The following is a 23,429-nucleotide window of genomic DNA, read 5'->3' as shown; positions in this document are numbered from 1 at the left end:
TAGGCCGAAATGGCTTAGTGATAAATTAATAATTTGAAGAAATGGCAAAAAGAAATGTGACCGTCACAATGAAGGCGGACTACGAATATGAATCTGTAAATCCTCAAGGGAACGTAGTTCAAATTGACATGTATGATCCAGCTGAAAAGAAGGCGCAATCTCCAATGGATATGTTGCTTACTTCCTTGGGAAGCTGTGCCTCAGTGGATGCTGTTCTAATGATGAAAAAGAAAAGAAGAGAAGTAGTGGACATGAAAGTAGAAGTGGAGGGAGATAGAAATGATGGAGTTCCGGCTTTTTATACAGATATCCATTTGAAATTTATTCTAGTTTCTCCAGATGCCAAAGAAGAAGAGTTTGCTAAAGTTGTTGCACTCTCAGTGGATAAATATTGCTCTGTGGCTTCCTCCTTGAAATCTAACATTACTTATAGCTCAGAGATTCAAAGACCATGAGAGTCGTAAAGGAATTGATTCAGGAGGAAGTGCGTGTGAGCATTTTCTCCTGGAACAATAAATACATCATCAAATATGAATTAGGTCCAATGGAACAAACATTCAAACTGAATGAATTGGATGTGTTGGAAGAAAGTGAGTTAGATGCCTTTTTGGAAGGTGAATTTTTTCAAAAAGTAAAACAAAGATTTGATGAAATGGGAAATTCATTTCGTGCTCAGGTGGAAAATCTTTAATTTTCAACAAAGCACCTTTAATGAAACTCAATATTTTCGCATATTTTGTAATTCTAGTTTTATTTTTTTCCTGCACTAAGGCTAAAAACAGTTCAGTTGAAGAAGATAAAGCCAAATTAGCTTCGTTAATTGATTCCATTGAAAAACAGGGAAATGTTTTAATGCGAGAAATTGACTTGCTGGCAGACTTTTATGATTCTTTGATTCAGAATAAAGAAGTTATTCTTCAGAAAATCACCAAGGATAAATATCATTTTACAGGGAATTATTCCAGTAACACTCCTGATTCAGATTCTTTATTAAGTTCTGTAATCATTCTCACAACTACTCCGGATTTTGCTAAAGCAAGAGATGAGATACGATTCACGAATGGGTTAGATAGCATGTTTGCTGCTCTCTTTTATAAGTACGATCTCATTACTCAGATTTATTCAAATTCAGAATTGCAGACCTCAAGAGTTTACCCGTCTTATGATGTGGTCAATATTTTGGACCCAAATATGGATGTCACAAATTTCAACTTTTTCTATGAGGCTGATTTAGAACATAACCCTGAAAAAGGTTCAAAATGGATATTGGATCCTTACGTTGATCCAGCAGGTAAAGGATGGATTTTATCTCTAGTTCATCCTGTTTTTGATGAAAATGAATTGTCTGCAGTGGTTGGAATAGATATCACCATTGATAATTTCATTCAAGAATTTTTAGAAAATCTAAATGGTGATTTCATAATTGTCACAGGAAAAGGAGATATAGTGGGAGGAAATGCCTCAGCAATAGAAGCTTTAAGTATGCCTCCATTAAAAAATCATGTTTATAGGGAAACTATTCAATCTGATAATTTTCGAATTTCTGACTTCAATCTATTTAGCAGCAAAAGCAAAGAAGTGAGAGCAATGGCAAATTCTTTCCTTTTGGAAAATCAAGAATCATTTGAGTTTATTGACGAAGGTTTTTTGACAAATGCAGTATCAATGCAGTTTAGCCTAATTAATTGGTATGCCATAAAAATCAATTTTGAGAGTCAATGAGAAGGAGCAGTTTCATACGAAATGATTTTTGGCTGACTTTAATTATTGGGTCAGCTTTGGTTCTCTTGGTTATCATCTTGGGACTAAGCTTTTTTACAGCGATTTTCAATGCTCAAATTGATTCAAGAAAGGATTTTCTTAACAAACAAACAGAACTGGCAGCTAGAGGTTTGGAATTGGAAGTAAGGAGATTTGAAGATGAATCCAAAGAAATAATTACTTATCTGGAAGATCCAGGGCATGAGCTTGATGATTTTGATGAGGAATTCACCTACACAGCAAGAAGGTTGTTTTATGCCTTTCCCAATTTACTAGATTCCATCTGGGTTGATATGCAGGATTCAGTTTTGGTTTTTACCATGAATGATCGTAATGATTTTTTCAGAACCCAGTCTGAAAAGCCGTTTCCAATGTCCGAAGACAAGGAATTTTCAAATTTGATCTTGGGTAAAAAAGGGTTTAGGGTTTTATATTCCTTGGATTTGATAGCCTATACCAAAGGGTACATTTCTAACTACTACCTCAATCCAGGTGGAGGTAAGTTCATGATTTTTGATGAGGAGCTAGTTCCTCTCAACAACACCTCTATTGAATTAAATCACCAACAAATAGAGCCTTTGATTGAGGATGTGGCTTTGGGCTTAAAAGGATTTTATGAGGCATCTTGGAAAAATAAAGGGGAAGAAACAACAGGGATTATCGCCCAATATCCATTTAGTTTTATCTTATCTAATAGGAGTGGTACTTTGATCTTTGCAGTCCCAACAGAAGGACTGACAAGTGGCATATATAGAACTTACTTTTTTCTATTCCTGGGCTTTGTTTTTCTTCTAGTTGCTACCATTGGTTTCTTTGTAGTTTCCTTAAAGAATAGCCTAGATTTTCAGCGTACACAAGAAAAAAACATCAAGGAGATCCAAGATTTATTTGATCAACAGTCCTTACTACTACATGAGTTAAAAGGGTTTGTATTCTTCCATGACTATAAAGGAAGAATGACTCGGGTTAGTAAAGAAGTGGAAGAAACATTAGGGCACAGTCAGCAAGAGTTCATAGAGGTTTTCCAAAATGAGTTTTCTCATCCAGGGGCAATTGACGTCAAAGAAAAGATAATTGCAGCATTGGAGGAAGGCCGTGATTTAATTGATTTAGAATATGATTTTATAAAGCCCAATGGAAAAAAAATAAGGCTAAAGCTATTCGAAAAGTTGGTTTTTGATAAGCTTGGAAGGTTTAATGGTGGTATGGGAATCTGTACGGATATCACGGATCAATATCAGTCTAGGATTAATTTGGAAGAAAGTGAGGATAGATTGAGAACCCTGATAGGAAATATTCCGGATACCATATTTATATATGATAATCAAGGGGTTGTGATTGATTATCATGGGATTGATAAAGAAAATATTGAAGATATTGGCAAAGAGCCAATCGGTAAAAAAATTGAAGATTTTGTTCAGCCACCTTTATCAGAAACTATTAGGAATACTTTTAACGAGGCCAAGGAAACCAAGACGATTCAAACAACAAATGTTAAGTGGGCTACTTCATTGAGAGAGAAACATTTCGAAATGAGGTTTTTTCCTTTGGATTCAGAAAGGATGATGTCTATTTCTAAGGATATCACAGGTCAAAAAATTTGGGAAAAAGGGCTAATGGATGCTATGAATGCTGCTGATCAGGCTTCAAAAGCTAAATCTGAATTCTTGGCCAATATGAGCCATGAAATACGAACTCCAATGAATGGGTTGTTAGGTATAATTGATTTATTGGAACAAACTAATCTTAGTAAAATCCAGAAACAATATGTAGACATAGTCAAAAACTCTGGAAATACGCTTTTAGGTATTATTAAAGACATTCTAGATTATTCAAAAATTGAAGCAGGTAAAGTAGAAATCCTCAAAGAAGTTTTTGACCCTATTAAAGAACTAGAAAATCAATCTCAAGCCCTTTCAGGTTTAGCTACACAAAAAGAGATCGAGTTTTCCTTTAAAAAGCCTACTCAGGAGCCATTTTTAATAGTAGGTGATAAAATTAAATTGAATCAAGTCTTTTTAAACTTATTGGGAAATGCCATTAAATTTACTCCTGACAAAGGTAAGGTGAATGTTGAACTTTCGGTCGATCAGGTTAGTGGAGATAGTTACTTTCTCAATTGTGCCGTAAGCGATAATGGGATTGGAATTTCAAATGATTTGATAGAAAAGTTAAGTGATCCATTTTATCAAATAGATAGTTCTGCTACAAGAAATTATCAAGGAACAGGACTTGGGTTAGCTATTGCCAAAAAACTATTGGAACTGATGGGGGGCGAATTGGAGATACAAAGTGAAGAGGGGAAAGGTTCCATATTCAAATTTTCTATTTTGGTCCAAAAAATTAATGAAAAGGATCATGTGCCAAAGGCAAAGAAGCTCTCCTGGGCTGAAATCAAAGAAAATGGGAAAAATAATCCTTTAAAAATTCTATTAACTGAAGACAATGATCTCAACTTACAGTTAATGCTTTTAATGTTGGATCAGTTAGGGTTTGAATATGAAATTGCAAGGAATGGTAAGGATGCATTGGAAAAAGTAAAAAAAGGAGATTTTGATATAGTATTAATGGACGTCCAAATGCCAATAATGAATGGACTTGAGGCATCTACAGAAATCAGAAAACTTCCAGATAAAAAGGATTTGATAATCATTGGGCTTTCTGCTAACGTCTTTGATGATGATTATATGAAAGCTATTGAGGCTGGTATGGATGATTATTTAACCAAACCGATTCGATTAGCAGTATTGGCTGAAAGATTGAATTTCTATTCCAAAAAGATTAGAGAAAGAGCATAAAAAAGCCCTCGACAGAGGGCTTCATTTTTTAGAAAGTAGAGTTCAAATCAAATGCCTCCAGATAATCTGCGACACGTCTCACAAACATGCCTCCTAAGGATCCGTCTACCACTCTGTGATCATAGGAATGTGATAAGAACATTTTATGACGGATCGCAATCACATCTCCAGTTGGCGTTTCAACTACCGCAGGTTTTTTTACGATTGCACCAACAGCCATGATCGCCACTTGAGGCTGAGGAATAATCGGTGTACCCATTACATTTCCAAAAGATCCAACATTTGAAACGGTGTAAGTTCCTCCAGCCAAATCGTCTGCTGTCAATTTATTGTTTCTAGCTCTATTGGCTAAATCATTTACTTTTTTGGAAACTCCAACCAAGTTCAGTTGATCTGCATTTTTGATCACAGGTACGATTAGATTTCCAGATGGTAATGCCACTGCCATACCCACATTGATATCTTTCTTCTTGATGATTTTATCTTCATCAATAGAAATGTTGATCATCGGGAAGTCACGAATAGCACGAGCTATTGCTTCAATGAAGAATGGGGTATAGGTAATGGACTCGCCATATTTAGCTCGATAAGCAGTTTTGTTCTTTTCTCTCCAAAGAACAATATTCGTCATGTCGGCTTCTACAAAAGAAGTCACATGTGCAGAAATACGCTTGGAATCGACCATTCTTTGGGCGATCATCTTACGCATTCTGTCCATTTCGATGATCTCATCAGTTGCGGAGATACTGACTTGAACTTTTGGTTCAGCAATGGAAGGTGCAGGTGTATTTACTGGAGCAGCAGCCGTTTTTTGTGATCTGTTATCCAAATAATTCAACATATCCTGCTTGGTCACTCGACCTTCTTTCCCAGTTCCAGGAATTTTAGCCAGTTCATTGGCATCAATTCCTTCCTCTTTAGCAATACTTTTGACAAGAGGTGAATAGAACCTAGAGTCGTTTGAAGCTTGAGAAGTTTGAGCTTCTTCCAGGATAGCAGATGTGTTTGCTGGAGCTGCAGCAATTAATTCTTCTTTTGGTGTGTTAGTGCTTTCTTCAGCCTTTGGTGACGGTGAAGCATCTACATTTCCATTTTCCGCTTCGATAATGGCAATAGGAGCACCCACAGCGACGACGTCGCCCTCTTTCACCAAGATCTTTTTGAGGACACCTGCATGTGTGGCAGGAACTTCCGTATCTACCTTATCAGTGGCTACTTCCAAGACAGATTCATCCTGCTCGATGCTGTCTCCCTCTTTTTTCAACCAGGTGAGAATGGTCCCTTCTATGATACTTTCTCCCATTTTGGGCATAAGCATTTCTACACTTGCCATACTATCTTTGGTATTTAATTGGGTTAATGTTTAAGTTTTAAAATTAAATTTTATAAAACTATCAAACAAACCTATGGTTTAAAATTTTATTTGTCATCACTGGAAAGCTGAACTCTTAATAAATTTAAAACAGCAACGCCAGTTAATTGAATATTCAGCAATCTATCTTGGGTCAATTGGAGTTTTTTTGCCACCGTTCCATTCTCTCCTGCACAAGCAATCCAGACTGTACCCACAGGTTTTTCTTCCGATCCACCATCAGGTCCTGCGACTCCACTTGAAGCTAGTCCAAAATCTGAATGGAAAATTTCACGAACCCCTTCAGACATTTCATGAACCGTTTCTTCACTGACCGCTCCATATTTTTCCAATGTTTCGGCCTTTACTCCCAATATTTCCTGCTTGAATTGATTGTGGTATGGGACGATAGAACCTTGGAAATAATTGCTGCTCCCAGGGACTGAGGTAATCAAATGGGAAATATATCCTCCGGAACAGCTCTCTGCCAAAGCTAGGGTTTTCCCGCTTTTCTTCAAAAGCTTTCCAATGGCTGTTTCGAGGGTTTCTCCATTGTATCCGAAAACATATTTACCAATTCTTGGGAAAATTAAGCTGATCTGTTGCTCTACCTGATCCTGAAGTTCAATGAGATTAGTTCCAAAAGCTGTTAGCCTTAATTTCACCTGTCCTAGAGAAGGCAGATATGCCAAACGAATATGCTCCGGAAGCGCATTTTCCCAGTCTGCAATTAAGTCTGCCAACCAACTCTCACCAATTCCTACTGTTTTGACCACTTTGTGATAAATCACAGGAAGCTCAAAAATCTCAGGAAGCTTTGGTAAGACAAAATCATTCATCAATCGCTTCATCTCATGAGGAACTCCTGGCATAGACATCCAATAGGTTTCATTTCTTTCAAACCACATTCCTGGGGCTGTTCCAGCTGGATTTGGTACATATTCACAGCAAGCAGGAAGATGACCTTGAAGCGTATTCAAAGGAGTCATTTCTCTTCCTCTTTTTTTGAAAAACTCGGTAATTGCGGCGACCGCTTCCGGAACTTCCACGATGGGACAGTCAAAATATTCAGCCATTAGGGGCTTTGTCAAATCATCTTGAGTTGGGCCCAAACCGCCTGTGATTAGAATCAAATCGACTCTCTTTTCAGCTTGCGAAAAAGCATCTAGGATATCATTCCTATTGTCTCCGACAGTTGTTTTATGTGCGACTTTTACGCCTTTCAAATCCAATTGTTGGGAGATCCAATGGCTATTGGTATCCATGATTTGACCATATAGGAGCTCGTCTCCTATGGCTATGATTTCTGCTTTGATCAGTTTCATATGATTATCTGACTTTTGCTTTTTTTAAGTATTTGGTAAATAATGAAGGAAAGAATCTTTTGATATAAACACCAAAGACTTCCTTACCTCCAATCAATACTTCTTCTTTTTGTTTGTGAATTGCTGAAAAAATTTGCTCGGCACAATCTTTTGGATCCATTCCATTCGCTTGTGCATCGTCCATTTGGTTCAGCGCAGTGCCATCTCCAGTCAAGGCATTGACTGAAACCTGGGTCTTGATAAAGCCTGGACAAATCATTGTTACCAGAATCCCGTCTTCAGAACTTTCAGCCCTTAATGATTCAAAAAAACCATGCAGAGCATGTTTTGAAGCGGCATAGGAAGATCGGTAAGGGGTTCCGAATTTACCAACTAGACTAGTTACAACTCCAAAGTGACCTTTTTTATTTTCTATGAAATAGGGGAGAATGGCCTTTGTCAAAGCGACAGTGCCAAAGAAATTGACTTCCATAAGTTTTCTGTCAACTTCCAATTGAGTTTCTGTTACCAAGGACCGTTGGCTGATTCCTCCGTTATGCAATAGAACATCGACTTTTCCGAAAAGCTGAACAGCCTCTTGGACTAAATCAGTTGCTTTATCCGTTTGAGAAAGATCAAGAGGTAGAATCTTAGCGTTTTGGGGATTTGAGCACGCTTCTTTGACTCTAGTCAACTCTTTTTCATTTCTAGCCGAAAGAATGACTTCATATCCGTTTGAGTTGAATAGATAAACACATGCTTCACCGATTCCAGAAGATGCCCCAGTAATCCAGATTACCTCTTTGGAAGTGTTCATTTTTTCACTTTTTCGTAGTCTACAAAGGAAAATGAATACTCATGCCTTTCATCTGCTGGATGAAACTCTCTGAAGGTTTCTTCCCAATTTTCTTTGCTGAATTCAGGGAAATAGGTGTCTCCTTCTGGCTCTGCGTCTACTTCTGTGAGGTTCATTTTATCCGCTATCGAGAGGGATTGTTTGTAGATTTCTCCACCTCCGATGACATATAATTTGCCAGCGTCTGCTTTTTGAGCATAAGTAACCGCATCCTCTATGGAGGAGAAAATATGGTGACCTTCAGGTACCGAATAGCTTGAATCTCGAGTGATGACGAGGTGAGTTCGGTTGGGTAGAGGTTTACCAAGTGATTCAAAAGTCTTTCTTCCCATCAGGATATAGTTTCCCGATGTGATAGCCTTGAATCTTTTGAAATCCTCAGGGAGCTTCCAAACAAGATCATTTCCTTTTCCAATAACTCTATTCTTAGCGACTGCAGCGATTAATATTATTTCCATCATTGTATAGCTGAGCCTGAATTTACTGGGGTATGATGGTTAAAAAAAGCTTTTGATTGATAAGTTAGATATAAAAAAAGGAGGTTGAAACACCTCCTTTTTTCGTTTTTATTGCTGTTTCATGGCTTGCATGACGTTGGGATAATCCGCCGAAGTAAATGATTTGGGACTATTAGGTTCTATTTCAATGACTTTCATGTCGACTTTGGATCCGTCAGTGGATGTGTAGGTCATTTCCATGAAATTCCCATTCGGAATATCTTTGAAATGCTTTTGATATTTTTCCTGTGCTCCTTGCTTGATGAACGGGCTGTTCATACCCCAAAATGAATTTACTCCATCTATAGGTTCAGTAGTAGTCCAATAATAGCCTTCCCCATCTTCGCTTTTTACATGATATTCTTCGCAAGCATAGCCTAAGATATCTTTCGTATTTCCGGTTTTTTCTAAAACCACATCTTTTTCTTCCATGTTTTGATCGATTTCCTCATCAGTCATATCGGTCATTCCATCTAGATCCAGTTTGTATGCAAAAGATGACTTTTCGCCATCATTGTCCATAAACATTATACTTGCCTGGTTAGGAGTGTCAAATACCATGGTGGTTACGACCTGAGGGTTTTTAGGATCCTGAATTTCCATGCCTGTAAAATCAGTACTTGATCCCATCAATGATTTGATGAAAACTGGATCGTCTTTCTTCCCATTTTTCTCAGTTGCATCCAATTGGAGAACCATAAACCCAAGGAAATTATACTCATCTGCAATGGCGACATCTTCACCCATTCCAGATAGAATGGACTCCATGTCAATATTTACAGGGTTTCCGTCATCATCAGTTCCATAGATACTTCCCAACTGTTTTTCAAGTTGCTTCTGGACCATCTTCTCAGCCTCTTTTTCAGCGCGTTTTTCTATTGCATTTTGCGCCCCTCTTTCAGCTGCTTTTTGGATTTTTTTGATGAATTGTGCTTCTGCCTCAAAGGTTAAAGAAAAAAGTAGAAGCAATATCAAAGTGTTTATCTTTTTCATAGAGTGTAAAAGTTTGTAAATCAGAAGACAAGTTCTAAAAAATAGAGAACAGTCAAAAATATAAAGTACAAAAATATGTATTTTAAAAGATTAGCTGAACTTATAGCCACGTAGAAAATCTTCAGTTTTCATCCTTTTCTTACCTTCCAATTGAAGTTCCAAAATTTCCAACTGTCCGGATGAGGTTCCCATTCTCAAATATGTTTTTTCGTCAGAATAGATCTTTCCTGGGATACTTGAAAGGTCAGTCTTAAATACTTTGGACTGGTAGATTTTACAGACTTTTCCTTCTAATTCAGTCCAGGCGGCAGGGTAAGGAGAAAGTCCTCTCACCAAATTATGGATGGATTCGGCAGAGTTTTCCCAGTCTATTTTACAGGTCTCTTTGAAGATCTTCGGAGCATGATGAAGCGCCTTGCTTTCGTCTTGAGGAAGTGGCTTGACTTCTCCTTTGGCAATGTCTTCAACTGTTTTGACAACTAATTCAGAGCCGATATTCATCAATTTTTCATATACCTCACCCAAACTTTCTTCTGGTAGGATAGGAGTTCTCTCCTGATGAATGATTGATCCGGTATCAATTTCATGCTTTAAGAAAAAGGTAGTAACTCCCGTTTCTTTTTCACCATTAATAATCGCCCAATTGATGGGAGCTGCACCTCTATAATTTGGTAGCAATGATGCGTGAAGGTTGAAAGTGCCCATAGGAGGCATACTCCAAACCACTTCAGGAAGCATCCTAAAAGCTACCACAATCTGAAGATCTGCCTGGTAGGACTTCAGTTCATCCAAAAATTCTGGAGACTTTAAATTGGTAGGTTGTAATACGGGAATCTCATGCTTTAAAGCGGCTTCTTTGACAGGAGAAGGAATGAGTTTCTGGCCTCTTCCTTTAGGTTTGTCAGGAGCGGTTATTACAGCCACTACATTCCAACCATTTTCTACTAATTTATCTAAGGAAGGAACCGCAAACTCAGGCGTTCCCATATAGATGATTTTCAAATTCTTATTTGACATAATGGTGTATTCTATTGAAGGTAAAACTATAGTGATCAGGAGATTAAGGGTAAATCAAGTAGTTTTTCCTCATGACTTTGTAAGCCTCAATTCCGGATTTCCAAGATTGCTCTATTTCCTGACCTGATTTACCTGAAAGCATTGCTTTTTTGATTTCATCTGTTCCCAAAAGCGTATTGAAGTAGTTGTTGAAGAACTTCTCTTTCATCCCAGACTTTTGATATGCTTCCATCAGATACTCTAAGGTGAATTGATGGTCCATCGATTCTCCTCTCAAATCCCTTCCGTAACAAAGCTTATCTTGATGAGGAGGGGTTTTAGACATCCCATCAATACTAACCGGAGTGAATGTGAAATCGCCGAATTTGGGATCTGGGTATCCGTAAACCTCAAAAGGAAAATAGGTACCTCTTCCCAATGAAATCACGGTTCCCTCAAACAAGCAAGTACTTGGATATAATCTGATAGAAAGATCGTTCGGAAGGTTTGGAGAAGGTTTTACGGGAATCGCATAACTGGTGGTATGGGTCCAGTTTTCCATTGGAATAATCTCCAATTCACAGGTTTTTCCTCCTTTAAGCCACTTTTCTCCATTGATCATTTGTGCCAATTCTCCAACAGTCAAGGCATGCACAACCGGGATTGGATGCATTCCAACAAAACTCTCAAAGCCTGGCTTTAAAATCGGTCCAGCGATGTAGTCTCCATTTGGATTGGGTCGATCAAAAATGATTACCTTTTTGCCATTTTCAGCTGCAGCTTCCATGATGTAATGCATGGTGGAGATGTAAGTATAAAATCTAACTCCTACGTCTTGCAAGTCAAAAAGGATGACATCTAGATCCTGAACCTGAGCTGCAGTAGGTTTTCTGTTTTTACCATAAAGTGAAACGATAGGCAATCCAGTCTTTTGATCCACGCTGTTATCTACTTTTTCTCCAGCGTCAGCAGTACCACGGAATCCATGCTCGGGAACGAATACTTTTTTGAGATCAACTCCCTGCTCCAACAAAAAGTCCACACTATGTTTATTTTCCTTTTGGGGCATAATGGATGTTTGATTGGCTACGATTCCAACTCTTTTCCCTTGAAGCATAGGGAGATAGAGCTCAGGTCTCTCATCACCCATGATGATTTGGCCTTGAGTTTGAGAATTAAACAATCCAAAGAGACCTAAAAAGGCGCTCAAAAAAATGACTAAGAATAAGTTTTTCATGTGCTTCATGCTATTTTGCGCTGTAATTGGACAAATTAAATCACTCCATTGAACCTTTCCTATTTCATAGCCAAAAGAATCAGTTTTAGAAAAACAGGCGGATTTTCATCTACGATCCACTTGATTGCTGTTGGCAGTTTGGCTTTAGGCCTGGCAGTGTCAATACTTTCTTTTATGGTGTTGGGAGGTTTTCAAAAGACAGTTGCAAACAAGGTATATGGCTTTACAGGTCAATATCAGGTACAGCGTTTTACTATGAGCAATGCTTTTGAAGAAAGCCCTTTTTCCCTTCAGAGCGACTTTGTACAAAATTACAGCCAAATTCCCGTGATTGAACGGGTTCAATCTTTTGCCCATAAGGCCGCTTTGATCAAAGGAGATCAGGAAGTAGAAGGAGTGTTGATGAAAGGAGTGGGGCAAGACTTTGATACTCTGACTTTTAAAAATTACCTCAAAGAAGGCAGGTTGATCCGGATTCCAGAGGAAGGAACATCCAATGAATTAATGGTTAGTTCGGTGATTGCCAATCGACTTCAATTGAAAGTAGGAGATCGGATTATTCTTTATTTCGTACAAGATCCGCCTAGGTATAGAAGAGTAGAACTTGTTGGGATTTATGAGACCTATCTCGAAAATTTTGATGAAAAAATCATCATTGGGGAGTTGCAGACTATCCGTAACCTGAATGGGTGGGCAAAAGATGAAATCGGTGGCTTAGAGATTTTTGTGAATAAAAAGCCAACTCGAAAGGTTTTTGAGACCATTGAAGAAAACTTGGATCTAGATCTAAAACTGATCGACTCGCAGGATAAATTTCTGGAGATCTTCGATTGGCTCAAGCTTTTGGATACAAACGTCTACGTATTTATAGGCTTGATCGGATTCGTAGCCATTTTCAATATGGCGGCAATCTTATTTATCCTCATCATGGAGCGGACCCAAATGATAGGCCTTTTGAAGGCTCTTGGTGCTAGAAATCAGCAGATTCGCAAGATTTTCTTCTGGAATGGAATGCGAATTCTGGGGAGAGGATTGTTAATAGGGAATGCGATTGGACTTGGTTTTGGGATTCTGCAAGACTTATTCCATTTGATCCCGCTTGATCAAGAAAGCTACTATATGAGCTATGTTCCTATCGACTGGAACTGGCCAATTTTTATTGCAATCAATATTGGGATTGCAGCTTTGACAGCGGCAGTGCTATGGATCCCTGTCTTGGTTATTTCAAGGGTGAATCCAATTCAATCGATTCGCTTTGATTGATTCGGTAAGGGGAGAAGATACTTTTGACTTTCATCCAAATCACTCCAAAAACAGCCTCCTTAAAGATTCCTTTGCTCATTTTTGAAGTTCCTTTGGTTCGGTCAGTAAAAATGATCGGAACTTCTTTGATCTGGAATCCCAATTTCCAGGCGGTAAATTTCATCTCAATCTGGAAAGCATAGCCTATAAATCGGATTTCATCCAAATTGATGCCCTGAAGAACTGATTTGTGGTAGCATTTGAAACCTGCTGTGGCATCTTTGATAGGAAGTCCAGTGATGAATTTCACATAAACTGAAGCAAAATAGGACATTAAAACACGTCCCATCGGCCAATTGACCACATTGACTCCTGTAATGTAGCGTGAACCGATACTCATGTCAAAGCCTTCCTCGGCACAAGCTTTATAAAGTTTGATCAAGTCATTAGGATCATGGGAGAAATCGGCATCCATCTCGAAGATATAATCATAGCCTTTTCTTAAAGCCCATTTGAAACCATTGATATAGGCTGTTCCTAATCCTAATTTAGCCTTTCTTTGAACCAAATGAAGTCTATCAGGAAACTTGTCCTGAAGATCGATGACAACTTTGGCTGTACCATCAGGAGATCCGTCATCTATGATCAAAAGTTCAAAATTACCCTCCAGATCCATCACAGTTTGGATCATGTCTGAGATGTTTTCGATCTCATTGTAGGTGGGGATGATAACGAGTTTTCTGTGGTCCATATTTTGGGTGAAAGTCCAAAAGTAAGGTTTCCTGATGGTATTTGAAGAATGGCTTTGCAATTTTTAGCGAAAGAGTACATTTGGAAAAAATTTGTTATGAACCCTAGAGTAGCCATTGTTTCATATGTTTCCGTTGGGGCCTATGATGCCAATACAGTCAATGAAGATGAAATATTATCATCTATCCTAACAGAATTAGAGATTGAAAACCAGATAGTTCCTTGGTCAGACCCAAAGGTCGATTGGGAAAGGTTTTCCTGTTTATTGATCAAATCAGTTTGGGATTACTTCGATTATTATCCTGAGTTTCTGGAATGGATCGAAAAAATGAAAGGCTTAGGGATTCCTGTGATGAATGACCTGGATACAATTCGTTGGAATAGTTCCAAAGCCTATTTATTGGAAATTCAGGAACGTGGGATTCCAACAATTGCTGGAAAAATAATTACCCAAAAAGGTGATCTTAATGAAGCTGCGATAAGCGTAGAATCTGATACGGTGGTTGTCAAGCCCTTAGTGAGTGGCGGAGCGAAGAATACCTTTAAAATCCCCATTTCTGAACTGTCCCAGTATGAGGGAAAAATCACAAAATTATTGAAAGATGAGGCATTTTTGGTGCAGCCCTTTGTACCTGAAGTCGCAGAAGTAGGAGAGTACTCTCTTCTTTTCTTTAATGGGGTTTTTTCGCATGCAGTATTGAAAACTCCAGCCCAAGAAGATTTTAGAGTTCAGCATTATTTTGGAGGATCCATACAAGAAATGCAGCCTTCTGATTCAATGCTAGAATCTGCTAAAAAAATCATGAGGGAATTTGCCGAAAATACGCTATATGCAAGAGTAGACGGTGTTGAAATTAATGGGGTTTTCCATTTGATGGAATTGGAATTGATCGAGCCCTATTTGTTTCTGGGGCTTAGCCCAAAAGCTATCCCGAATTACAAACAGGCTCTCAAGGAAAGGTTGCTTTAAGAACAGATATCCAAATTGCTTTGGGCATAATCAGAACCCATATTCGCAGCCCTTTGTATGTAATTACAGCCATCTGAATCTCCCAACTTAGCCATGCAAATGCCTTTTTTCGCCAAAGCTTCCATATGAGTTGGGTTTTTCTTTAACACGTTGTCAAAATCTTCCAGGGCCCATTCTAAATATCCTAAGTGCATGTAGGCAAAACCTCGATTGTAAACCGCTACCATATTGTCTGGTTGTTTGCTTACGTACATATTAAAGGAACCAGCGCAACCATAAGCATCACCAATATATGCTCGGGCCATTCCCTGATAAAAGTATATTTCAGGGTCATCATCATTGATTTCTTTTGCTCTCTCGAAGAAATTGTTTGCTAGTTTATAATCCTGGTTCTGAAGGAGAGCTCTTCCTGTTAAAAAAAGAATTTCATAATCTGCAGGGTCTGTTTTAGCTGCCCTTAATAGGATTAATTCGGCTTTTTCATATTCCTTTTCATTAAAATAGATTTTGCCTATTCCTGCCATTGCTTGAGCATAATTGCCGTCTATTGAAAGGATTTTTTCGTAGTCTTCGATTGCTTCATCCATTTTTCCCAATTCTTCATAAGAACGAGCTCTAAGATGAAGAGCTTTCACATCAGTGACATGCAAAAACAAATATTTATTAAGCTCTGAAATAGCTGCTTCATATTGTTTTTGATAAAATAGGTCTTCAGCTTGAAATAGATCAGAGGCACAGGAGGTTATCCAAAAAAATAGGAGGATAAAAGTCGGTTTACTTATTTTTCGTAGCATACCTAAATAAACAAAAAAATAAGGGGTAAAGAAAATGTTTTCTTTCAAAAACTTCCTAAACCCCTGATTTAACAAACTTTAAGATTTAAAGAACTCCCTTGGTGCTTGGTAGCTGGTTGATGTTTCGAGGATCTCTTTGGACTGCCATTTTGATTGCGCGTGCCAATGCTTTGAAAATAGCCTCGATTTTATGATGTTCATTCGCCCCTTCTGCTTTGATATTTAAGTTGCATTTAGCGGTATCTGAGAAAGATTTGAAGAAATGATAAAACATTTCGGTTGGCATATCACCGACTTTTTCACGCTTAAAATCCGCTTCCCACATCAGCCAAGGTCTTCCACCAAAATCGATGGCAGCCTGAGCGAGAACATCATCCATCGGAAGCAAGAATCCATAGCGATAGATTCCTTTTTTATCTCCCAGTGCTTTCAAATAAGCTTCACCCAAAGCCAAAGCGGTATCCTCTATCGTGTGATGCTCATCGATATGCAGATCCCCGTTGACAGTGATTTCCAAATCAGTAGATCCATGCTTACCCAATTGCTCCAACATGTGATCAAAGAAATGTAAGCCTGTTTTGATCTTGCATTGACCAGACCCATCCAGGTTCAAATTGATATGGATGTCAGTTTCAGAAGTGGTTCTTTTCACTTCAGCCTTTCGAGGAGGCATTTTTAGAAATGAATAAATCTCGTCCCAATCCTTGGTGGAGAAGCTGGCTGATTCCTGAAAATCACCAACGAAAATCGCTTTAGAACCCAAATTGTCAGCCAATTGAATGTCAGTTACTCGATCGCCGATCACAAATGAATTTGCTAAATCATATTCTTCAGAGAAATACTGGGTCAAAAGACCTGTTCTTGGTTTTCTGGTTTCAGCATTTTCATGTTCAAAGGTCTTGTCAATATGAATTTCAGTGAAGAAAATGTTTTCCTGCTCTAGGGTTTTCAGCATCTTAAACTGGGCTGGCCAAAAGTCCTTTTCAGGAAATGAATCTGTTCCCAATCCATCTTGATTGGTGACCATCACCAATTCATAGTCCAATTCCTCAGCAATCTTTCTCAAATTGGATATCACCTTGGGGATAAACTCCAGTTTTTCAAGGCTATCTACTTGATAATCAGTAGGTGGTTCTTTGATGATCGTTCCGTCGCGATCTATAAATAATACTTTCTTTTTCATGGTTGAATAGGTTTGACTACAGCTTGTAGAGCTTTTAAAAAGGCGGTGTTTTCCTCTCTCGTCCCAACAGTGATTCTCAGACAATCCTCACAGAGAAGAACTTTTGCTCTGTTTCGGACGATGATTTTTTGATCAATCAAATCATTGTAGACCTGAGTAGCTTGAGGAACCTGAATTAAAAGGAAATTGGCTTGAGAAGGATGAATTTTTTTGACAAAATCAAGCTTTTCCAATTCAGATTGGAGATACTCTCTTTCCTTTAGAATCTCCAGAATCATTTTTTCCACCTTGTCCTGATTTCCCAAGGCCTCAAGAACTGTATCCTGAGTTAGTCCGGAAATATTGTAGGGAGGTTTGATCTTATTCAGAATCTTGATCAACTCTTCTGAAGCAAAAGCCATCCCCAAACGCAAGGAAGCCAAGCCCCAAGCTTTAGAAAAGGTCTGCATCACCAAAAGATTGGGATATTCGTCCAAATGGGTAGTAAAGCTAGGCTCATCATTGAAATCAATGTATGCCTCATCTACGACTACCAAGCCATTGAATTGTTTCAAAAGCAACAAAACATCAGCCCTGTTTACTTTGTTTCCACTTGGATTATTTGGGGTACAAACAAAGATGATTTTGGTATTGGAATCGATTTGATCAAAAATTTTTTCCGTCTGTAGTTGGAAGTCCGAAGTCAAAGAGACTTTTCTGGTTTCGACATCATTTATGGATGCGCTCACCTCATACATTCCGTAAGTAGGAGGTAGAAGAATCACATTGTCTATTCCCGGTCTGCAAAATGCACGGTATAAAAGATCAATTGCTTCATCAGAACCATTTCCCAGAAATATCTGGCTGGGCCTTACATTTTTGATGGTTGCGATCTTTTCCTTCAATGCACTTTGGTAAGGATCTGGGTAACGATTGAACTCCGCATCAGTCACAGATCCATAGGGATTTTCATTTGCATCCAAGAACACTCCTTCTTTGCCAGTATACTCATCTCTTGCCGATGTATAAGGCTGAAGTTGAGCAATGTGTGGTCTTAATAATGAATTTAGATCAAAGCTCATAATTTGTTCTTTTTCAAATAATTAAGACGAACGGTTACTGCGTTCTTGTGTGCTTCCAGAAGTTCATTTTCGGCCATGACTTCCACTACTGGGCCCAAAGTTTTCAAGCCTTCAGGGCTGATTTTCTGGTAGGTGATTTTCTTGACAAAAGAGTCCAAGGAAACTCCACTGTAGTTTCTTGCATAACCATAGGTTGGTAAGGTGTGGTTGGTTCCTGAGGCATAGTCACCGGCAGATTCCGGAGTGAAATTTCCAATGAATACTGAACCAGCATTAACAATTTGTTCGACTACTTCTTCCTCATTTGCTACACTGATGATCAAGTGCTCAGGGGCATAGAAGTTAATCAAATCAATGGCCATCTGAGGATCTTCCATCACAACCGCCACTGAGTTTTTCAGGGCCTTATGAGCAATGTCTTTTCGAGGAAGCTCATCCAATTGCTTTTCTACTTCCTTTTTAACCTTCTTTGCTACTTTTTCTGTAGGGCTTACTAAAACCACTTGAGAATCAACTCCGTGTTCGGCTTGAGAAAGTAAATCAGCTGCCACGAAAGATGGATTGGCGGTTTCATCAGCATACACCAAAACCTCTGAAGGACCAGCTGGCATATCGATAGCAACACCATATTTGGTGGCCATTTGCTTGGCGGCTGTCACAAACTGGTTTCCAGGACCGAAAATTTTATCCACTGCGGGAACTGATTCGGTTCCAAAAGTCAATGCAGCAACAGCCTGGGCACCACCTGATTTGATGATTTTGGTAATTCCGATCAATTCTGCAGTGTACAGAATAGCTGGGTGGATTTTTCCTTCCCGATTTGGAGGAGTACAGAGAACGATCTCTTTACATCCGGCTAGTTTTGCAGGAACCCCTAGCATCAAAACCGTGCTGAAAAGAGGAGCAGTTCCTCCAGGAATATAAAGCCCGATCTTTTGAATAGGCATGCTTTTCCTGCGACAAACTACCCCTGGCATGACCTCTTCGATCAGCTCAGGTGTTGATTGAGCAGCATGGAATTTTTCTATGTTGTTTTTAGCAGTTTGGATAGCTTGTCTCAATTCAAGAGACAAGGCAGCCGCCGCAGCCTGAATTTCAACTTCTTCTACCAAAAGAGAATCCAAATCTACATGATCGTATTCATGAGCAAATTTAAAAAGTGCCTTATCGCCGTTCTTTTTAACTTTTCGAAGGATGGGCTTGACAATTTTATTGATTGCCTTTGTTTTGAAAACCGGTCTAGCCAGTTCTTTTTTCCAGGATGATTCGCCTGGGTTGACAAGCATTTTCATGATTCTTTGCTTTTAGGGTCTATCAAATCACCATTTTTTCAATAGGAATCACTAAAATTCCTTCTGCTCCAGCGGCTCTCAATTCTTCGATATTTTCCCAGAATTGATCTTCGCTCAATACTGAATGTACCGAAGACCAGCCTTCCTGCGCCAATGGGAGTATAGTAGGGCTCCTCATACCCGGGATCAAGCTAATGATTTTCTCAATGGATTCATTGGGAGCATTCAAAAGGACATATTTGTTGCTTTTTCCTTTTTGAACTGCATTCATTCTGAACAAAAGCTTTTCTACAATCTCCTTTTTCCAGTCAGCCAATTCCTGATTGGAAATCAGAACTGCTTCGGATTTGAAAATCTCTTCCACTTCTTTCAATCCGTTCATCATCAAGGTGGAACCTGAACTGACGATATCGCAAATCCCTTCAGCAAGACCAATGCTCGGAGCTATCTCCACAGAACCTGAAATTTCATGGATTTCCGCGTTGATGTTTTGGGATTTGAGGTAGTCTCCTAGGATTTTAGGGTAGGAGGTGGCAATGTTTTTTCCTTCAAAATATTCTATTCCCGGATAATTTTGACCTTTTGGAATCGCCAGTGAAAGGCGGCATTTGGAGAATCCCAATTTTTTCAAAACTAGGACATCCTTGTCTTTTTCGACCAGTTCATTTTCTCCAACTATTCCCAAATCAGCTACTCCGTCAGCTACATAGCCCGGAATATCATCATCTCTGAGAAATAAAAATTCAATGGGAAAGTTGGTGGAAGTGGATTTGAGTTTCCCTGTTCCATTGTAAAATTTGATGCCACATTCTTTGATAAGGCTTAGTGAGTCATCGGATAGTCTACCGCTTTTTTGGACGGCAATACGGATTATTTTTTCCATGATAGCAAGTTACGCTAAGAAGTAATAAAGGCTGAATAAAATTTTGGTGAAAGGCCGAATCCCTGTCATCGGCGTCACCGGATGGGTGTGTAAAAATATTCCTCTCAAGAGGAATGATGGAAATGATGCAACATATGCCTTTGATGGCCTGTTGTAGAAAAAATACTATGTAGTGCGTTGTTTTTCATTTCTTGCGACAAAGTTAACAAGTGAAATAAAACATCCAAGCTTAAGCTTCTTTTTACGGTAATTAATTTGGCAGTAAGGAGTCTTGGATTAAAAAATTCGTTATTTTTCTCTAGGAAAAAGTTCTTGAAAATGAGTTCCGAAAAGTTAACTAAACAGCAATTGAGAGAGAGTCACCAAAATCCGGATAATTGGATCTGGGGGATTTTTTACTTCAATCACGAAGATAAACGCCTGATGCCACCTAAGAGAAACAGAATGATGGGCTGGACAGTCAACTTTGCGAATCCTTTTTCAATTGGTCTCTTTGTTTTGATTTTGGGTGGTATTATCGGAATTAGTTTTCTTCTTAAAAACTCGAAATAAGTCAACCTTGAGCATAAAAAAGGCTGTCAGAATTAAAACTGACAGCCTTTTTTATGTCACTTTATGAATTAGCCTCCTGATTTTTTCGCTTGGTATCCGGCGCTTTGAAGCACTTGGACGACCTTGTCCCGATGATCTCCTTGGATCAGGATTTCACCATCTTTCGCAGAGCCTCCCACGCCACATTTGGTCTTAAGCATTTTTCCCAGCTCTTTTAGATCATCCTCTGTACCTACAAAGCCATCCACCAAAGTCACCTGCTTACCACCTCTGGCTTTTTTGTCCAACATCACTTTAAGCTTTTGCTGAGAAGGGGGGAGAGTTTCTTGATCTTCATCTGAGTCATAGCTATAGTCAAAATCATCACTGGTGGAGTAAACCACTCCATCTCTTTTCTTCCAATCGTTGTTTTTTCTTCCCATGTTCTTGTAATAAAAAAGCCTGCGTTCAGCAGGCAATTTAAGGAGATTTACTTGGCTCGGAAAGTCCAAACCATCCTTTTGGCATGGTTGACGACATCTTCGGCTATGCTTCCTGTAATCAAATGCAAGAAGCCTGTATGACCATGAGTGGCCATAGCAATCATTTCCGCGTCTATATCTTCTGCAAATTCAATAATTCCAGATTCTTCAGATGTGGAATTATAGATTTCTGCTTTTACATTTTCAAATTCATACTTTTTGACAAAGTGCTTGATTCGAGAGATTGAATCCCTGGTTGTCTCAAAACTTCCCGGAGTATTGACGTTGACTAAGTATAGTTCTGCATTGAATAATTTCTGAAGACTCTTGATGTTTTTGACAGTTTCATCTGAATCATCCCGGAAGTCACTCGCAAAAACTATCTTGTCAACATCTCCAGGTTTTACAGAAGATTTGATAGTCAAAACAGGGCATTTAGAATTCCTGACAACTTTTTCAGTATTTGAGCCGATCAATACTTCCTCGATTCCTGATGCTCCCTTCGAACCCATTACAACGATGTCAGGGCTCTCTTCAGAAATGGACTGGCTGATTCCTTGATATGCATTCCCGAAAACAATCTTGGTGTTAAGACTGAATTTTTTGCCTTGGTATTTTTCCTCCAACTCAGCCATTTGCTTTTTCTTGACTTTGGTGAGTTCGATGAAATATATCTGGTTTTCATAATCAGGATACTCTACACCTCCGCCCATGGTGCCCATGGTATCTAGCGGAGGGATTTCCATTACATGAAGCACTTCAATCTGAACATTGTCAACAGTTTCAGCTAGTGCAGTGGTAAAATCAAGGGCATATTGTGCCTGTTCTGAGAAATCGAAAGGGACTAATACTTTTGTCATGGTTAAAAATGTTTTTGCTTATGCCAAATTAGCATAAAATACAGACCAAAAAAGGACTTTTATCACCTTTTGCTCAAAGAAGCAATCCAACTCCAAAAAGGATCACCCAAAGCAAAGTACTCATAGCCATCTTTTTAAGGAAAGGGTCAGTTTCCTGAGAACTTTTAGCGTCTTGAACTCCCTTTCCGACTTTAATCATTAAGATTCCCGGAATTAAAGCCAATAAGCTGAAATATGCTCCTGTAAAAATGGCAAACCCTAAGAGAATTGCGTTTCCACCAAGGATTAGGAACCAATTGTAGCGAACAGCCTTTGTTCTTCCAATTCGAACGGGAATAGATCTTTTACCGGCTTTTACATCAGATTCTATATCTCTGATATTATTGATATTCAATACCGCTGCACTGAAAAGACCCAATGCAACAGCTATCCCTAAAGCTAATGGTTCGAAGCTTAACGTATGCAAGAAATAGGTGCCCAAAACACCTAGTAGTCCGAAGAATATAAATACTGAAATATCCCCTAAACCTGCATATCCATAAGGGTTTTTACCAGAGGTATAAGAAATAGAAGCCCAAATTGCAGCTAGTCCCAATGCCAAGAAAACACCAAATAGAACCCAATCCTGAACGGCTACAAATAGCAAAAGCAAACCGGAAACTAGAGACAAAGCACCAAAAAGATACATGCCATTTTTCATTTCCTTGAGAGAAATCAAACCTGATTGAACAGCTCTGACGGGACCTTGTCTTTCAGCTGAATCAGCTCCATGAACTGTGTCTCCATAGTCGTTGGAGAGATTGGAAAGGATTTGTAAAAAAATGGTCGTCAACGATGCCAAAAGCAATATTTCCCATCTGAATTCACCCATCCAGGCTGCTAGGAAAGAACCTGCAAAAATGCTCGCTAAAGCCAAAGGCAAAGTACGAAGCCTGACTGCGTGCAGCCAGGCTTCTTTTTTTGTTGCTATTTTTTGTTTCACTAATAGACTTGATTTATGCTCCAACAATCTCTAGGATTTCTTCATCCAATGGAGCAACTGCAGATGGAAAGAATTTCATCAATTCTCCATTTTCATTCACATAATATTTACAGAAATTCCAGGTAGGTTCCTGATTGTTCCATCCATTCAATTTTTCATCAGAAAGCCATCTGTACAATGGATGTTTATCGAAACCTTTCACTGAGATTTTTTCAAATACAGGGAAAGTTACCCCATAGTTCTCAGTACAGAATTCCTTGATTTCCTCATTGGAACCCGGTTCCTGGCCTCCAAAATTGTTCGCTGGGAAGGCTAGAATTTCCATCTTTTCTCCATAATTCTCATACAATTCCTGCAAGGCTTCGTACTGTGGAGTATAGCCGCATTTGGAAGCTACGTTGACTAAAAGGACTTTTTTTCCTTTGTATTGGCTGAAATCAATTTCTTTGCCATCCAAGTCCTTCAATTTGAAATCATAAAAGCTGCTTTCCATTTTGTTTGAGGTTAAAGAAAACATTCCTGCCTGCAAATCCTCGGGTCTTTCCAAAGTTTTACCGCAGGCAAATGAAACTAAAATAAGTACTAAAAAGGCTAAATTTTTCATGA

Annotated in this window: 24 protein-coding genes; 7 read left to right on the top strand and 17 right to left on the bottom strand. The window is 38.8% G+C overall.

Annotation, left to right across the window (positions count from 1 at the left end; all coding sequences use genetic code 11):
• Positions 1–41: 41 nt before the first annotated feature.
• The 4 genes from O0V13_RS06405 to O0V13_RS06390 are packed head-to-tail and all read left to right on the top strand — an operon-like array spanning position 42 to position 4,559.
• Positions 42–455 (top strand): OsmC family protein, encoded by a 414-nt coding sequence (locus O0V13_RS06405; RefSeq protein ID WP_268034169.1) that lies wholly within the window; start codon positions 42–44, stop codon positions 453–455.
• Positions 452–691, top strand: a complete 240-nt coding sequence (locus O0V13_RS06400; RefSeq protein ID WP_268034168.1) for a hypothetical protein — start codon at positions 452–454, stop codon at positions 689–691. Before O0V13_RS06405 ends, O0V13_RS06400 begins: the two co-directional genes overlap by 4 nt.
• A 20-nt stretch (positions 692–711) precedes the next feature.
• Entirely contained in the window at positions 712–1,722 is a 1,011-nt protein-coding gene (locus O0V13_RS06395) for a PDC sensor domain-containing protein (protein ID WP_268034167.1), read from the top strand.
• Complete coding sequence (locus tag O0V13_RS06390; protein ID WP_268034166.1) at positions 1,719–4,559, top strand: PAS domain-containing hybrid sensor histidine kinase/response regulator; 2,841 nt, start codon at positions 1,719–1,721, stop codon at positions 4,557–4,559. Before O0V13_RS06395 ends, O0V13_RS06390 begins: the two co-directional genes overlap by 4 nt.
• 28 nt (positions 4,560–4,587) lie before the next feature.
• On the opposite strand, the gene O0V13_RS06385 is transcribed toward O0V13_RS06390, so the two are convergent.
• The 7 genes from O0V13_RS06385 to O0V13_RS06355 form a co-directional block, all read right to left on the bottom strand.
• Positions 4,588–5,892, bottom strand: coding sequence for a dihydrolipoamide acetyltransferase family protein (locus O0V13_RS06385; RefSeq protein ID WP_268034165.1), 1,305 nt, complete (start codon positions 5,890–5,892; stop codon positions 4,588–4,590).
• An 86-nt stretch (positions 5,893–5,978) separates the two neighbouring features.
• Complete coding sequence (locus tag O0V13_RS06380; protein ID WP_268034164.1) at positions 5,979–7,235, bottom strand: competence/damage-inducible protein A; 1,257 nt, start codon at positions 7,233–7,235, stop codon at positions 5,979–5,981.
• Positions 7,236–7,239: 4 nt separating this feature from the next.
• Positions 7,240–8,031 carry an SDR family oxidoreductase gene (locus tag O0V13_RS06375; RefSeq protein ID WP_268034163.1) on the bottom strand — a complete coding sequence of 264 codons (792 nt, stop codon included), beginning with the start codon at positions 8,029–8,031 and terminating at the stop codon, positions 7,240–7,242.
• Positions 8,028–8,531: a dihydrofolate reductase gene (locus O0V13_RS06370; protein WP_268034162.1), complete on the bottom strand. Its 504-nt coding sequence runs from the start codon at positions 8,529–8,531 to the stop codon at positions 8,028–8,030. Before O0V13_RS06370 ends, O0V13_RS06375 begins: the two co-directional genes overlap by 4 nt.
• A gap of 105 nt (positions 8,532–8,636) precedes the next feature.
• Complete coding sequence (locus O0V13_RS06365; protein ID WP_268034161.1) at positions 8,637–9,560, bottom strand: DUF4412 domain-containing protein; 924 nt, start codon at positions 9,558–9,560, stop codon at positions 8,637–8,639.
• 90 nt (positions 9,561–9,650) lie between these two features.
• Entirely contained in the window at positions 9,651–10,577 is a 927-nt protein-coding gene (fmt, locus tag O0V13_RS06360) for a methionyl-tRNA formyltransferase (protein ID WP_268034159.1), read from the bottom strand.
• A 43-nt stretch (positions 10,578–10,620) separates the two neighbouring features.
• On the bottom strand, positions 10,621–11,793 hold the full coding sequence (locus tag O0V13_RS06355) for an exo-beta-N-acetylmuramidase NamZ family protein (protein ID WP_268034158.1): 1,173 nt from the start codon (positions 11,791–11,793) through the stop codon (positions 10,621–10,623).
• Between the two features lie 48 nt (positions 11,794–11,841).
• On the opposite strand from O0V13_RS06355, the gene O0V13_RS06350 reads away from it, so the two are divergent.
• Positions 11,842–13,056 (top strand): ABC transporter permease, encoded by a 1,215-nt coding sequence (locus O0V13_RS06350; protein WP_268034157.1) that lies wholly within the window; start codon positions 11,842–11,844, stop codon positions 13,054–13,056.
• Here the strand turns inward: O0V13_RS06350 and O0V13_RS06345 are convergent.
• Positions 13,013–13,786, bottom strand: coding sequence for a polyprenol monophosphomannose synthase (locus O0V13_RS06345; protein WP_268034156.1), 774 nt, complete (start codon positions 13,784–13,786; stop codon positions 13,013–13,015). The genes O0V13_RS06350 and O0V13_RS06345 overlap by 44 nt on opposite strands.
• Before the next feature lie 96 nt (positions 13,787–13,882).
• Between O0V13_RS06345 and O0V13_RS06340 the strand changes: the two genes are divergently transcribed.
• Positions 13,883–14,755, top strand: a complete 873-nt coding sequence (locus O0V13_RS06340; protein WP_268034155.1) for an ATP-grasp domain-containing protein — start codon at positions 13,883–13,885, stop codon at positions 14,753–14,755.
• Here O0V13_RS06340 and O0V13_RS06335 read toward each other — a convergent pair.
• From O0V13_RS06335 to hisG, 5 genes are all read right to left on the bottom strand, one after another.
• Entirely contained in the window at positions 14,752–15,549 is a 798-nt protein-coding gene (locus O0V13_RS06335) for a tetratricopeptide repeat protein (RefSeq protein ID WP_268034154.1), read from the bottom strand. The two genes, O0V13_RS06340 and O0V13_RS06335, sit on opposite strands and share 4 nt — an antisense overlap.
• 85 nt (positions 15,550–15,634) lie before the next feature.
• Positions 15,635–16,732 carry a bifunctional histidinol-phosphatase/imidazoleglycerol-phosphate dehydratase HisB gene (hisB, locus tag O0V13_RS06330; protein ID WP_268034153.1) on the bottom strand — a complete coding sequence of 366 codons (1,098 nt, stop codon included), beginning with the start codon at positions 16,730–16,732 and terminating at the stop codon, positions 15,635–15,637.
• Positions 16,729–17,793, bottom strand: coding sequence for a histidinol-phosphate transaminase (gene hisC, locus O0V13_RS06325; protein WP_268034152.1), 1,065 nt, complete (start codon positions 17,791–17,793; stop codon positions 16,729–16,731). The genes hisB and hisC overlap by 4 nt, the downstream gene beginning before the upstream one ends.
• Complete coding sequence (gene hisD, locus O0V13_RS06320; RefSeq protein WP_268034151.1) at positions 17,790–19,085, bottom strand: histidinol dehydrogenase; 1,296 nt, start codon at positions 19,083–19,085, stop codon at positions 17,790–17,792. The genes hisC and hisD overlap by 4 nt, the downstream gene beginning before the upstream one ends.
• 22 nt (positions 19,086–19,107) lie before the next feature.
• Positions 19,108–19,968 (bottom strand): ATP phosphoribosyltransferase, encoded by an 861-nt coding sequence (hisG, locus tag O0V13_RS06315; protein ID WP_268034150.1) that lies wholly within the window; start codon positions 19,966–19,968, stop codon positions 19,108–19,110.
• Positions 19,969–20,286: 318 nt separating this feature from the next.
• On the opposite strand from hisG, the gene O0V13_RS21705 reads away from it, so the two are divergent.
• Positions 20,287–20,520: a DUF5808 domain-containing protein gene (locus O0V13_RS21705; protein ID WP_442780909.1), complete on the top strand. Its 234-nt coding sequence runs from the start codon at positions 20,287–20,289 to the stop codon at positions 20,518–20,520.
• 68 nt (positions 20,521–20,588) lie between these two features.
• Here O0V13_RS21705 and O0V13_RS06310 read toward each other — a convergent pair whose 3' ends face one another.
• The 4 genes from O0V13_RS06310 to O0V13_RS06295 form a co-directional block, all read right to left on the bottom strand.
• Positions 20,589–20,942, bottom strand: a complete 354-nt coding sequence (locus tag O0V13_RS06310) for a translation initiation factor (protein ID WP_268034149.1) — start codon at positions 20,940–20,942, stop codon at positions 20,589–20,591.
• A gap of 47 nt (positions 20,943–20,989) precedes the next feature.
• A complete protein-coding gene (locus tag O0V13_RS06305; RefSeq protein WP_268034148.1) occupies positions 20,990–21,841 on the bottom strand; it encodes a universal stress protein in 852 nt (283 codons plus the stop codon).
• 73 nt (positions 21,842–21,914) lie between these two features.
• Positions 21,915–22,823, bottom strand: a complete 909-nt coding sequence (locus O0V13_RS06300; RefSeq protein ID WP_268034147.1) for a 1,4-dihydroxy-2-naphthoate polyprenyltransferase — start codon at positions 22,821–22,823, stop codon at positions 21,915–21,917.
• Between the two features lie 13 nt (positions 22,824–22,836).
• Positions 22,837–23,427: a glutathione peroxidase gene (locus tag O0V13_RS06295; RefSeq protein WP_268034146.1), complete on the bottom strand. Its 591-nt coding sequence runs from the start codon at positions 23,425–23,427 to the stop codon at positions 22,837–22,839.
• Positions 23,428–23,429 lie beyond the last annotated feature (2 nt).

The organism is Algoriphagus sp. PAP.12, assembly GCF_026652115.1.
Lineage (GTDB): Bacteria > Bacteroidota > Bacteroidia > Cytophagales > Cyclobacteriaceae > Algoriphagus.
Note: the sequence above shows the minus strand (reverse complement) of the source record. Positions and strands in the feature narration are given on the sequence as shown.